At 36.0% G+C, this 12,902-nt stretch carries 12 protein-coding genes; 8 read left to right on the top strand and 4 right to left on the bottom strand.

Translation table 11 applies throughout. The features are described from left to right. Positions 1–378: 378 nt before the first annotated feature. From MHB39_RS13655 to MHB39_RS13640, 4 genes are read left to right on the top strand one after another with little or no spacing between them, the layout of a single operon-like run. On the top strand, positions 379–768 hold the full coding sequence (locus MHB39_RS13655) for a GntR family transcriptional regulator (protein WP_004230719.1): 390 nt from the start codon (positions 379–381) through the stop codon (positions 766–768). Further along, positions 765–1,454 carry an ABC transporter ATP-binding protein gene (locus MHB39_RS13650; RefSeq protein ID WP_342544135.1) on the top strand — a complete coding sequence of 230 codons (690 nt, stop codon included), beginning with the start codon at positions 765–767 and terminating at the stop codon, positions 1,452–1,454. The genes MHB39_RS13655 and MHB39_RS13650 overlap by 4 nt, the downstream gene beginning before the upstream one ends. After that, positions 1,451–2,278, top strand: coding sequence for a hypothetical protein (locus MHB39_RS13645; protein WP_342544133.1), 828 nt, complete (start codon positions 1,451–1,453; stop codon positions 2,276–2,278). Before MHB39_RS13650 ends, MHB39_RS13645 begins: the two co-directional genes overlap by 4 nt. A gap of 13 nt (positions 2,279–2,291) precedes the next feature. Next, positions 2,292–3,509, top strand: coding sequence for a hypothetical protein (locus tag MHB39_RS13640; RefSeq protein ID WP_342544132.1), 1,218 nt, complete (start codon positions 2,292–2,294; stop codon positions 3,507–3,509). Positions 3,510–3,598: 89 nt separating this feature from the next. Here the strand turns inward: MHB39_RS13640 and yfkAB are convergent, their stop codons facing one another. Further along, positions 3,599–4,711 (bottom strand): radical SAM/CxCxxxxC motif protein YfkAB, encoded by a 1,113-nt coding sequence (gene yfkAB / locus MHB39_RS13635; RefSeq protein WP_274769412.1) that lies wholly within the window; start codon positions 4,709–4,711, stop codon positions 3,599–3,601. Between the two features lie 274 nt (positions 4,712–4,985). Between yfkAB and MHB39_RS13630 the strand changes: the two genes are divergently transcribed. Both MHB39_RS13630 and MHB39_RS13625 read left to right on the top strand, forming a co-directional pair. After that, a complete protein-coding gene (locus tag MHB39_RS13630) occupies positions 4,986–5,684 on the top strand; it encodes a YjjG family noncanonical pyrimidine nucleotidase (protein ID WP_342544128.1) in 699 nt (232 codons plus the stop codon). 2,376 nt (positions 5,685–8,060) lie between these two features. Beyond that, positions 8,061–8,696, top strand: a complete 636-nt coding sequence (locus MHB39_RS13625) for a 50S ribosomal protein L25/general stress protein Ctc (RefSeq protein ID WP_016991678.1) — start codon at positions 8,061–8,063, stop codon at positions 8,694–8,696. A 45-nt stretch (positions 8,697–8,741) separates the two neighbouring features. Here the strand turns inward: MHB39_RS13625 and MHB39_RS13620 are convergent, their stop codons facing one another. From MHB39_RS13620 to MHB39_RS13610, 3 genes are all read right to left on the bottom strand, one after another. Continuing rightward, a complete protein-coding gene (locus MHB39_RS13620) occupies positions 8,742–9,350 on the bottom strand; it encodes a DUF2812 domain-containing protein (RefSeq protein WP_342544126.1) in 609 nt (202 codons plus the stop codon). Then, the gene (locus MHB39_RS13615; RefSeq protein ID WP_036077461.1) at positions 9,337–9,624 is read right to left on the bottom strand and encodes a PadR family transcriptional regulator; all 288 of its coding nucleotides are present in this window, start codon (positions 9,622–9,624) and stop codon (positions 9,337–9,339) included. Before MHB39_RS13615 ends, MHB39_RS13620 begins: the two co-directional genes overlap by 14 nt. A gap of 144 nt (positions 9,625–9,768) precedes the next feature. Next, positions 9,769–10,395 carry a YitT family protein gene (locus MHB39_RS13610; RefSeq protein WP_016991675.1) on the bottom strand — a complete coding sequence of 209 codons (627 nt, stop codon included), beginning with the start codon at positions 10,393–10,395 and terminating at the stop codon, positions 9,769–9,771. A gap of 162 nt (positions 10,396–10,557) precedes the next feature. Between MHB39_RS13610 and MHB39_RS13605 the strand changes: the two genes are divergently transcribed. Next, the gene (locus MHB39_RS13605; protein ID WP_016991674.1) at positions 10,558–10,980 is read left to right on the top strand and encodes a pyridoxamine 5'-phosphate oxidase family protein; all 423 of its coding nucleotides are present in this window, start codon (positions 10,558–10,560) and stop codon (positions 10,978–10,980) included. A gap of 96 nt (positions 10,981–11,076) precedes the next feature. Further along, positions 11,077–12,822 carry an adenine deaminase gene (gene ade / locus MHB39_RS13600; RefSeq protein ID WP_342544125.1) on the top strand — a complete coding sequence of 582 codons (1,746 nt, stop codon included), beginning with the start codon at positions 11,077–11,079 and terminating at the stop codon, positions 12,820–12,822. The last annotated feature ends 80 nt before the right edge of the window (positions 12,823–12,902 follow it).

Genomic DNA, 12,902 nt, shown 5'->3' with positions numbered 1-12,902 from the left:
TTTGTGCTAAAAAATAATTACAAGAAAACATACAGTCATTACCAGTTAACAATGAAGATAAAAACACTCGTCTGTTTGAAGAAAAGTATATTTGCATCCATGATGTATGCTACTTGTAAAAATGGCTGTGATTTTAATTATTGATAGATATTTCCATAAATGTGGTTGACTTAAAATGTGTATTAAGCATATAATACATTTCAAGAAGTGTATTAACTGTTTAATACATTTTTTTATTGTCGGTGTATTAAGCGCTTAATACGCCGAGGTGTTAACGAGAGAAAAAATATGTTCATGTTGATAGGTGCAACCCATCATTCTACATACTGTGTATTAAGTGTTTAATACGCGGAATTAATTTTTGAGGAGTTGAGTTATTTGACTATAAATTTTAATAATCGGGACCCGGTGTATGTCCAAGTGATTCGGCATTTGAAAGAACAAATTGCCAAGGGATTTTATGAGCCAGGTCAGGAGATTCCATCCAGAAGGGAATTAGCCAATCAGTTAAAGATTAACCCAAATACTGCGCAACGAGCTTATAAGGAAATGGAGGAACAAGGATTGATTTTTACAGAGGGGAATATGCCTAGCTGCATTACGAAAGATGAAGCAGTCCTTAAAAATGTCCGTGAGGAATTGATTATCGAAGCGGTTGACTTATTTTTAGGCTCTATTAAATCTATCGATGTGCCGTTAGCCGAAGTATTGGAACTTGTAAAGAAAAAACATGATGCCGAAAGCGGAGAAGCGGAGGAATCGAAATGATAGAAGTAAAAAATGTTAACAAGAAATACGGCAGGAAACAGGTTTTAAAAGACATTTCTTTTACTGCAGAAAAAGGAGAGATTACTTGTTTAATAGGAATAAATGGTGTAGGTAAGACGACCATTATGAAAGCTATTATGGCGCTCACACCAATTAATAGTGGTGAAATTTTAATGGATGGAGAAAAAATCACAAAAGAAAGTTTTGAAAAAATAACCTTCATCCCAGACACAATAACGATGTTGCCACAAATGAAAATCAATGAAGCTTTTGCGTTCATGGCTGATTTTTATAAAAGCTGGAATCCTCAGAGGGCAGAAGAATTACTACAATTTTTTAAACTTGATCCGAATGAACGTATTGCTAACTTATCGAAAGGAAATACAGCAAAAGTGAATATGCTACTGGGATTGTCACTTGATGTCGATTATTTACTGATGGATGAACCATTCTCTGGCATTGATATTTTCTCTCGTGAGCAGATTGCGGAGGTGTTTACAAGCCATTTAATTGAAGAACGTGGTGTCATTATAACAACGCATGAAATTAGTGATATTGAGCATTTGATTGATAAAGCAGTCCTTATTGATGGCGGTGCAGTATTGAGGGAATTTAGCGTGGAGGAAGTACGTGAAAATGAAGGGAAATCAGTGATTGATGTGATGAGGGAGGTATATCGAGCATGAAAAACTATTTAAAACTTGTTAATTTTGAAGTAAATCGATTTTTTAAATTGTATTTGATTTTAATAGGCTTGACCATGCTCAGCCAGCTTATAGGAGCGGGAATTATCTCACAAACCTATATGAAAAATGCTAAACAGTTGATGGCAGAAAACCAGTTATCCATGAGCCAGTATGTGGAGCAATACGGGACTTTTTCTTTCGATCGATTCACTGATTCAGAATGGTTTCTGCTGCCAATCTTTTTTTGTATCGCCATGTTGATGATTTATGTTTTCTTTATTTGGTATCGAGATTGGTTTGGTAAAAATACGTTTATTTACAGATTATTCATGTTACCAACTGAAAGAATCGCCATTTATTTTGCGAAATTAACGACGATTATGCTTTTAGTTCTTGGCTTGATTGCTTTGCAAATCTTGCTAATTTTGATGGAAAAACAAATAGTGAATAAGATTATACCAATAGACCTCCAATCAAATTTCTCAATTTATGCTAGTTCTACTTTAAATATGTGGAGGTGGCTGTATCCGACTAGCTTTACAGAGTTTATCCTGGTTTATGCACTTGGGTTACTTTTCGTGGCAGTAATATTTACCGCGATTTTAATTGAGCGAAGTTATGGTTTAAAAGGAGTTTTTTACGCTATTTTTTATTGTTTACTGTCACTGGGGGTATTTTTTGCTCCAATCCTATTAGTAAATGTTTATACAAATTACTTTTACCCACTTGAAATTTTCTTGATGGTACTGGTAACGAGCATGATTGTTTTAGGAATCGCCATTTGGATTGCGAATCATTTACTAAAATATAAAATCAGAGTCTAGAGGAGGTATAACAATGAAAAAATATTGGAAAACAATCAGTATTAGTTTCTTCATCGTGGTGTTTATCAGTTCTTACTATATCCAAAAAACAGCAATGGCTTCTAAAAATGATAGAACCTATAAAATTGAAACGATCAGCGGAAATAAGGAAGAAATCGAAAATCTTATTCTTCAAACAAGTTATCAGAGTAATAATCTTTATCATATGTTGTACATATCAAAGGATGGTTCCACGAATCCCAATAATCAGTCTTTTTTTAGAGATTTGATGGCACCGAATGAACCTATGAATCTTCGAAAATATATTGAGGAACACCGTAATTTTATGCGTGGGAAAGAATTTGATCCAAGAAAATATTTTGAAGACAAATCACGTTTGATTTACACAACGTTTTTAGATGAGGGTGGAAAAGAAGCTAGCAATGTCGTAACGCTTCAAATTGATACACTTGATAAAAATACAAATGACAGTTCTTCCTTTAAAATCGATATACCAGTTAAAGCAAGCTATGATTGGATTAATGTGAATGACGTTTACGTGGGAAATGGAAAAATAAATATATTAACAACCAACTATTTATCAGCCAATTATCTTATAGAAGGTAGGGAAGAGTTGCATGTCTATTCGATTGATGAGAACAAGAAGGAATTAGTAAAGGACGCCATCCTTGCAGAATTAGTGTCAGAAGAAAGAGGCACTTCCAGTATCCGTATTTTTAATGAATACAATACTACTACTCAAAACGAAAATTATTATTTATATATGGTAGAAAAATACAGTGATCGAAAAGAAGATACTGAGCCAGAAGTTATCTCTAGTCAAATATATCTCTATAATAATGCTAAGAATGAAGCAGTGGAATGGACTATGCCAGAAGAATTAAAACCCTATCGGAAGTCAATGCTGATTCATAAAGAAACGATATACATTCCTGTTTATTCAGCCAATGGTCTAACATTGAATCGTTATCATATTGAAAAGAAGCAGTGGGAAGATCCCTTAACCCTTCAATATTCAAGCATTGCGAATGAAAATGATGCTCCATATTTACGTATAGCAGAGGGAAAATTTTATTTAGTATATCGTGTTTCTGATGGACAGTGGTTGTCTATCGTTGATTTATGTACAGGTGGATTGATTTATGAAGGGAAAATAATTATTTCCGTAGACAAGAAAAATCAAGAGGCGGATTCCTCACTTACGATCGAACAATTATATACGATGCATTAAAGACCAGGTATACGGATAACCTACATTTTATAGCTCCATATGTAAAAAGAAAACACCATGTTGTTCAACATGGTGTTTCTCTCATTAACCTATACGCGAGCAGAGCCACTCACAAAAGCGGTGTTTTGATAATACATATTTTTTACAAGGACATTTGGGCCTAAGCATTTGACTGCGGGACAATGGCAGTTAAGCGATTTTGCCAAGTCGGTTGCCATCCATTTATCAAAAATCAATGGTAGTTCGTCATGTACAATATTGCCGAGGGCTGGTGTATCACCAAAGTCGGTAACGATCACATCACCTGTAAAGATATTGATATTCAATCGTGAACGACCGTCTGGGTCATTACGCATTGTGACATTCTTCGCTGTGCGGAGACGTTGTAACAGCTTTTGATCCTCTTCATTCAGGCTACATGGGTAGAATGGGAGTGTACCAAACAACATCCATGTATTGTCATCACGAATATCTAACAGGTGATGAATGGCCTCACGTGTTTCCTCTAGTGATAAAGAAGTGAGTGCACTTGCAAAGTCGGATGGGTACATTGGGTGCACCTCATGGCGTGCACATTTCATCTCATGGATGATTTGGTTATGGATATGTTCTAAGTATGGTAAAGTTTTTTTGTTTAACATAGTTTCCGCAGATACCATAACGCCGTGTTCAGCTAGCATTTTTGAGTTATCAATCATGCGTTGGAATAAGGCTGCACGTTGGTCGTATGTTGGTTTGCGTTCCATCATAGCAAAGCCTGTTTCAACGAATTCATCGATCGTACCCCAGTTATGTGAGATATGTAGGACATCTAAATACGGTGCAATCAGTAAATAACGTTCAGGTTCTAATGTTAAGTTGGAATTGATTTGTGTGCGCACGCCTCGTTCATGTGCATATTTCAATAAAGGCAATACATAGTTTTGAACGGACTTCTTAGACATCATCGGTTCTCCACCAGTAATCGAAATCGTTTTAAGATGTGGAATTTCTTCTAGGCGCTTTAAAATTAATTCGATTGGTAATGCCTCTGGATCTTTATTTTGTAATGTATACCCTACCGCACAGTGGGCACAGCGCATATTACAAAGTGTTGTTGTTGTAAATTCAATATTTGATAGTGTCATTTGTCCATGCTGTTCCACATCTAAATAAGCTTCCCAAGGATCAAAGACAGGTGTTATTTTTTGTAAGGTCGTCATCTTTCGTACATCTTCCTTTCTAGCAATCTATTGTCTCATATTCACCGATAATTTCAAATATGAAATTACAGAAAGGGCTATTTTAGGGCTAGACGAACATTTTTTGCCAATATAGAAAAAGTTCCCTAGTTTCAATGGACGGATAAGCATGTGTATAAAGCGCCTATATGTTCTAATATTCTGTCATAGGACATTTTACTGTTATTTTTCATAAAAAACGTTATCATGATATAGAGTAAATAGTCACAATGCATCGAAGAAAGTGGGAATGAACATGACGAAATATGAGATATTATTGTTTGACGTAGATGATACATTACTAGATTTTGATTTAGCTGAAAACGCAGCACTTGACCGCATGTTTAAAGAGGAAAATATAGCAGTTACTTCAGAGATGATTGCGCGATATAAAGAAATTAATGAGTCCATGTGGCGTGCTTTTGAGCGTGGGGAATTAACAAAAAATACATTACATAATACGCGATTTGCTGTTGCCTTTAAGGAATTTGGCATAGAAGTCGATGGAGCTTACTTTGAAGCACTGTTCCAAAAATATTTGTGTGAGGCCCACCATTATGTAGAAGGTGCCTATGAGGTAATTGCACAGCTTGCAGACCAGTATCATTTATATGTGGTGTCAAATGGTGTCACGGCTACACAAAATAAACGTCTTGTGGATGCTAAGCTAGCGCCACATTTTAAAGACATTTTTATTTCGGAGCAAACAGGCTATCAAAAGCCTATGCCAGCATTTTTCGATTATGTTTTTGAACGGATCGATGATTTTGATAAAGATAAAACGCTGATTATTGGGGACTCGTTGACATCCGATATTAAAGGCGGTTTACTATCAGGTATCGACACATGCTGGTTTAATATCCGTAATATCGAAAACACAAGTGAAATTAAGCCACATTATGAAATTAACAAATTACACGACTTATTTGAAGTATTGAATAAACAGCTAGTTTAGTACTACCAAGGTGGAACTATTGGACCAAATCAAAAATCATTGAGCACAGAGAAGATAATTATTTCCATGTATGGAATGAAATAGCTGGGAAGATATGTCCACTTTATATTAATACAAAGATTTAAGTACAAGCATGAAATTGTTTTTTTACAATTTCATGCTTGTACTTTTACCCAAACTTCATAAATTTGAACTGTTTCTTTAATCATTCCTCTATCATTGTCACTGGTTTAAAGATAGCCATTTCTAATAAATCCTTTTACATAATTTTGTCTGCTTTGATCAAGGCATCAATTATGACATCACTTCATAAAAAATAATATCCAAGTCTTAATGATTATGTCATATTTTATTATAAGAATTGTAGAGGGGAGTTCACTTGCTAGCAGTCTCTATAGTCGACAAGCCTCAAATTTTTATGCTTGCTACTTATTTTTAATGGGATTCTTTGCTATTTTATGCCTTTTCCTAAGAAACATCATGATACTATTTTAATATGCCTAAAAACACATATGTGATAAGGTGCTCAAAACTTTTAAAGATTCAATTTCAAAGTTAATTATCAAAAATTGAAACCCAGGTGTTCAGAGACGAATTGAAATATTGTTTAACGAATAATGATATGTCTTACATGTAATTAGCTATGACAAACGTGTTGTACTTGTGTTAGAAAAAGAATATCATCAACAACTATCCGAGTTAGCGAAAACCCAGAACATAACCGATAGTAGGCTCGCACAAAAGATGATAGAGGAATATTTAGACAAGCATCAGAATTAAGGTATTTATTTTGAACAAAACCTGGTTAATTTAAAAAACCGAACTCCCCATTCATCTACACGATAGTGCAATTTATTTGCAGTCTATTTCGTGTGAATGAAGGGGTTTTTAGTTAGAAGCAAACTATACATAATATCAAAATTTAGGCGGTATAGGATTTATGGTTTAATCATTTATATGTATTTACAAATAGTTCTTTTTATATATTAATTCCCATAATGTACTACCTAAAACGGTTAGTTTAGCACCATCCTAATAGTGATTGTCTGTCTATAATAGATAATGTTTCAAAAATCACAAGTATTAGGACGTGGGGAAATATTATGAGCCAAAAAGGTAATATAGCAACTATTAATCCCTATCGCTATGCAAGTTTTAATGGATATTAGTATCTAAATTAATATATGGAGAACTAAATATGAAAAATCAATTTCTACGAATGCTTTTGTATAGTATTATTCTACTAGTATTATTGAGTTGGCATAAACTAAATTTTTATATTCTGGCAACTTTATATTTTCTTTTTATGGTGATAGAAGTTTTCTTGAATTCAAAAGAATATAAGAAGGAAAGTAAATATATAGTTTTAGGATATCGAATCCTCTTTATTCTTACAGCAGTGATAATTATATTTAATAGGGATAAGATTATGGGATAAATATTTAAAAAAATAAAAGGTTTATTACTAATAAATATAAAGCATAAGAAATGACAAAAGGTATGAGAAATAAATCTCAGTGCCTTTTGTCCATTTAGTTATTCCCTTTATATTTACAGTGATAGCACTATATATTGCAAACAGACTAACCCAAAAAATGGACTGGTAGTATTAATAATCAATTATGAATGTACAATTCAATATGGGGAAAATACACATAAATTAATAGGTATAGAGTTCAAGTAGTGCTCTAATTTAGTTTACTTTACATATTAGTGTGAGAAATAGTGTTAAAACAGTAGGACGACTAAACTGAATTACACCAGAATACCAAGTAAATTTAAATTACTCTGCGATTCTTACATAAAGCCCAGCCACTGATAGTTCAGAGGTTTGGGCTTTTATTATTTATCTTCTTTTATCCATCTCATTTAACACTTTTTCACCATCTTTAGAAGACATGTTCGTATATAAGGAAGTAGTTTTAATAGCTGAGTGACCTAATTGATCCCTTTATAAAATTATGTCTCCACCGCTCCGGGTAAAATCTACTGCAAATGAATATCTAAGTTTATGTGGACTTTTACCGTTTCTAAAGAAAGCTGATGTATATTTATTTACGATGTTTTGAATGGCTCTTCTATATAAAGGTCTTACAACACCACCATAAACGCTAACAAAAAGGAAAGGGGATTTTTTAGCGCCTGGGTATCTAGATTCTCTAACATCCATGAACCGTTCTAAATCTACAATAGCACTTTCTAAAACGGACACAGAGTCAGGTTTGTTACCTTTTCGTACAACATCTATGTATCTGCTGTGCAAATGTATATTGTTCATTTCGAGGAGGTATTTTTAATTATAGACAAAGGTATAAAAAATAGGGGAAAAGGCAAAACCTTTTATGAGACTAGTTTCCATGAAAGGGGAAATCTTCGATGAATATGGTTCTAACTGCTAATAAACGTCAAAAAGGGCGTCATTCGTCACTAACACAGCTTCGACAAAATGGGGCTATTCCTGGTGTTGTTTACGGTTTTCAAATGGAGCCGACAGCCATTACGTTAGATGCTAGAGCTTTTGCGAAAATATTGGCTGCACATGGTACGAAAAGTGTCTTTCAACTCGATGTGGAAGGAAAGCGCATCAATGCTGTTTTAACAGAAGTGCAGCGCTGTGCATTGAAGGGTAATGTAAAACATGTTGATTTCAAGTCCATTAATATGTCTGAGGAGCTAGAAGTCGATATTCCGGTAACCGTGATTGGTGATGCTGTAGGAGTGGCAGAAGGAGGCTTCCTGCTTCAGCCTAATCGTGAGGTTCGCATTAAAGTGAAGCCAACTGAAATTCCAGAAACCATTGAAATAGATGCCACGAATGTTGCGATTGGCACTTCTCTTTATGTAGGGGATATTCGCCAACAGTTTCCGTTTGAAATTTTACATGAGGATGACTATACACTGGTGACCATCACACCACCAGCTGCTGAAAATGTACAGGAAGATGATACAGTCGACGATACACCTGAAGTGCTTGAAGCGACAGGCCAAAATACGGATGAAACAAGAGGATAGAGAAAGAGGGAGCCATCTTACATTTCGTAAGTGGCTCCTTACCGTTTATTGGTTAAACTGCTGTATCGATTTTCGGTAACGATAATATAAAGTGATGTAAATACTACAAGTTACTAAAAATAGCCATGGTGGGATAAAGCGCCCGATGGCAAAGGGTGTTTCAAATAAAAAGGCAAAAAGGAAAGAAAACCCTTCTTTCTCCCATAAATCAGGTGTAAAATACGCATTTTTTATACTGAAAAGGGAGTAGTAACTATCGTTGGCATAAAAAATCATTAAGAAGATAAATGACAGTATGGCCCAGTTGCTTGCTTGTTTCATTAAACGTTTATATTTCGCAATGTGGGAATCATGATCTGAAAATAATTCATCATTGCCATCTTTTCTTTTTAACCAATAGTAGGTGCCGTCATAGGCTTTTTCTTTTACTATACGCCAGCCAAAATCCTCATGTAATTGCTTATAGGTCGCTTGCTTTTCTTTGCGAAGATCCTGCTGACAATCAATCCGAATAACTCGTTCAAGATCTTCAGTATGCTGAAATGTATAAATACCTGCTGAGTTTATGTTAGAGCATATCCAACCCTTGGCTAACATTTCGTTTAACCAACGCTCTTCCTTTTCGATATCAAAAAAGATTTTAAACTTTATCATGTTCGCCAGCTCCCTCGTATAAAGATAAAATGCGCTGCAATCTTTGTTGCTCTGCGGCTAATATTTCTAGACCCTCTTCTGTCGTTTGATAAACCTTGCGTCTTGTATCCTGGGTTTCAACAGGTGTAATCCAATGATATTTCAATAAATTGTCAATGGCTCCATACATCGTACCTGCAGCAATTCGGACTGTACCAGCACTCATTTCCTCAATTTTTTGCATCATAGCATAGCCATGTAGCGGTTCACGTAAGGCGAGTAGAATATAATGCATGGTTTCGGATAAAGGTAATAATTTATGTTTTTTCACATCTTCACCTCAAATATACAGTTGGACTATATAGTTTGATTATATATAGTTGCACTGTATATTTCAACTGTAAAAAAAGACAATGCAAAAATGCATTGTCATTAAAGTTTAGACAACAGCGCTTTTCACGCCTGTCCATCGCATAAATAATTTTTCGTTATAGGATAAGGCAAATTGTACGATTGGTCCAAGTCCAAATGCCATAAACACCGTACCGATGCCTATAGGACCGCCAAGTAGGAAGCCAATAATTGCAACTGTTACTTCCATTGTTGTACGAGAGCGGGTCACACTCCAGCCAAGCTTATGGACCATCATCAGCATAAGTGTATCACGTGGTCCAATACCTAAATTCGCCACCATATACATCCCACAGCCCCAGCCTAGTAACACTAACCCTGTAAGGTAAGATATAAGTTGCATCCAAAAACCATCAATATCAGGTAACCAATAGTTGAAAATATCAATAAAAATGCCTGCCAAAAACATATCGATAAACGTTCCAGGTAAAGGGAACTTTTTCGTAATCAGCATATCAAACGCTAAAATAGCAAGTCCCAAAATAATGGACCATGAACCGATTGATAAGCCCAATGTTTTTGTTAAGCCAATATGTAGTACATCCCATGAGCCCACACCAAAAAGTTGGCCTTTAATTGTTAATGTGATCCCAAAAGAAAGCACGATAATGCCTGTTATGAAAAACAAACAGCGCGTAAAAAAAGCTTGTTTCATTTTTAACCCTCATTCATTCGAAAATTCCTGTTGTCCATCCAGTTATTATAACAATAGATTTTCAATATGCCCGAAGATTGTCATTTCACATTTTTCAAAAAAAGACGGTTAGCTTTCTTAGGAGAGGGCAAAATAGATATGTAGATGAAAGGATGGGATACAATGACTTCTGTACGTGATGAAATTTTAGAAGTGTTAAATCGAGAAAAGATTGGGACAATGGCAACTGTAGAAAATGGCAAACCGTACTCACGTTACATGACGTTCCAGCATGAAGATTTTGTGTTGTATACAGTGACGAATAAACATTCAGAAAAAATGGAAGAGCTACGCAAAAATCCATATACCCATATTTTATATGGCTACGAAAATGGTGGATTTGGTGATACGTATGTGGAAATAGAAGGCAAGCTTACGGAAGTACATGAAGAAGGGATAAAAAATAAACTAGCCGAATTTTTTACAAGTATCTTTGTTGGCAATCAGGATGAAATGGTGACATTAAAAATTGAGCCTATTCGTATGCGCTTGATGAATAAAAAAGGGCAACCACCCAAAGAGCTAGAATTTTCGAACGACCATTGATCAATGGTCGTTTTTTTACTGACGTAACGATAAATAGTTGCAATGATTAGTAGCTTTTTGGCATGATAGTTCTTAAAAGAAAAAGGAGTATAGGTTATGTCAATAAAATTACAGCAGCTGACACAAAATGTATTATCATCTCAAGGAAAATTAGAGGCAGATTTTATACTGAGAAATGCGCAAATTGCGGATGTTTTTTCGTTAACATGGCAAAAAGCAGATATCGTTGTGAAGAATGGTATGATTGTTGCTCTAGATCGCACTAATAAGTTTCAGGCTAAACAGGAAGAGGATGCGGCAGGAGGCTATGTCATTCCCGGATTAATTGATGGTCATATACATATTGAATCTTCTATGTTGACACCTGGAGAATTTAGTCGCGTTTTACTTCCTCATGGTATCACAACCGTGGTGACAGATCCACATGAGATCGCCAATGTCGCAGGAGCGGAAGGCATTCAATTTATGCTCGATGATGCACAAAAGGCAGATATGGATATTTTTGTGATGCTGCCATCAAGTGTGCCAGGTACACAGTTTGAAAATGCAGGCGCTACACTAACAGCTAAGGATTTGGCACCATTTCTACAACATGAACAGGTTCGTGGATTAGCTGAGGTGATGGATTTCCCAGCGGTGTTAAATGGGCAAGAGGACATGCTTCAGAAAATTTTATTATCGCAGGAAGCAAATTTAGTCATTGATGGGCATTGTGCAGGCTTACAAAGCAAACAAATTACAGGCTATCGAGCTGCGGGTATTCACACAGATCATGAATGTGTAACGGCTCAAGAAGCGATTGACCGTGTAGAGCAGGGGATGTATGTACTAATCCGAGAGGGCTCAGCCGCGAAAAACTTACGTGACTTATTGCCAGCTGTCCAGTCACACAATGCTCGTCGCTTTGGATTTTGTACAGATGATAAATATGTGGATGAGTTAATCGATGAGGGCAGCATCAATTATGATATCGCCATGGCAATAGCTGAAGGGATGCAACCATTGCAAGCAATCCAGTTAGCAACCGTAAACACTGCAGAATGCTATCGTTTATTGGACCGAGGTGTACTTGCACCAGGCTATAAGGCAGATTTTGTGTTAATAGAGGATTTATCGACGATGCAGGCAAAGGCTGTATGGAAAAATGGGCAGAAAGTGGCTGAAAATGGTGAGATGCTGACAAATCGTCAAGAGCCAGTTGTGCCTGCTCATATCCATCAATCTGTCCATTTACCAACCATTACAAAGGATAGGCTACAACTAGCATTCACAAAGGGTACAAAGGCGAATGTAATGGAGATTGTGCCGAATCAGCTAATTACCAATCATGTAATAATGGATGTACCTGTAAAGGATGGTTTTTTCGTCCCTTCTGTAGAACAAGATCTATTAAAATTAGCCGTAATCGAACGTCATCATCAGTTACACACGACAGGTTTAGGAATTGTCAAAGGCTTTGGCTTACAAAAAGGAGCAGTAGCCACAACAGTAGCTCATGATTCCCATAATGCCCTTGTTGTAGGAACAAATGATGAGGATATGGTCATGGCGCTTACTCGCATTCAGGAAATCCAAGGGGGCTTTGTGATCGTTGCGGATGGCCAAATTCTAGCGGAGATGCCATTAACCATTGGTGGCTTGATGACGGATGTACCAGCTCAACAGGCAAAGGAGCAGCTAGCAGGCTTGCACAGTGCATTAAAGACGCTTAATCCAACATTAGATTTCCATTTTCTCCTGACGTTTTCTTTTGTGGCATTACCAGTTATTCCTGCTTTAAAGCTAACAGATACAGGATTATTTGATGTGACAACCTTCCAGCATATCTCAGTAGAAGCATAGACGGTAGAACGACCTAATTGCGGTAAGCAATTAGGTCGTTTATTATCATTCTGTATACCGTAATAAGGTAAATCTTTTTT

The sequence above is a fragment of the Lysinibacillus sp. FSL K6-4013 genome (genome assembly GCF_038630435.1).
Lineage (GTDB): Bacteria > Bacillota > Bacilli > Bacillales_A > Planococcaceae > Lysinibacillus > Lysinibacillus boronitolerans.
This window is presented reverse-complemented; position numbering and strand designations above follow the sequence as displayed.

What these genes read in the sequence shown, in the direction of transcription:
- MHB39_RS13630 (WP_342544128.1), top strand. Translation starts at nt 4,986, where the DNA reads ATGACGAAATATGAGATATTATTGTTTGACGTAGATGATACATTACTA.
- ade (WP_342544125.1), top strand. Translation starts at nt 11,077, where the DNA reads ATGTCAATAAAATTACAGCAGCTGACACAAAATGTATTATCATCTCAA.
- MHB39_RS13610 (WP_016991675.1), bottom strand. Translation starts at nt 10,395, where the DNA reads ATGAAACAAGCTTTTTTTACGCGCTGTTTGTTTTTCATAACAGGCATT.
- MHB39_RS13615 (WP_036077461.1), bottom strand. Translation starts at nt 9,624, where the DNA reads ATGCATTATATTCTACTCGCCTTACGTGAACCGCTACATGGCTATGCT.
- yfkAB (WP_274769412.1), bottom strand. Translation starts at nt 4,711, where the DNA reads ATGACGACCTTACAAAAAATAACACCTGTCTTTGATCCTTGGGAAGCT.
- MHB39_RS13645 (WP_342544133.1), top strand. Translation starts at nt 1,451, where the DNA reads ATGAAAAACTATTTAAAACTTGTTAATTTTGAAGTAAATCGATTTTTT.
- MHB39_RS13625 (WP_016991678.1), top strand. Translation starts at nt 8,061, where the DNA reads ATGAATATGGTTCTAACTGCTAATAAACGTCAAAAAGGGCGTCATTCG.
- MHB39_RS13640 (WP_342544132.1), top strand. Translation starts at nt 2,292, where the DNA reads ATGAAAAAATATTGGAAAACAATCAGTATTAGTTTCTTCATCGTGGTG.
- MHB39_RS13620 (WP_342544126.1), bottom strand. Translation starts at nt 9,350, where the DNA reads ATGATAAAGTTTAAAATCTTTTTTGATATCGAAAAGGAAGAGCGTTGG.
- MHB39_RS13605 (WP_016991674.1), top strand. Translation starts at nt 10,558, where the DNA reads ATGACTTCTGTACGTGATGAAATTTTAGAAGTGTTAAATCGAGAAAAG.
- MHB39_RS13650 (WP_342544135.1), top strand. Translation starts at nt 765, where the DNA reads ATGATAGAAGTAAAAAATGTTAACAAGAAATACGGCAGGAAACAGGTT.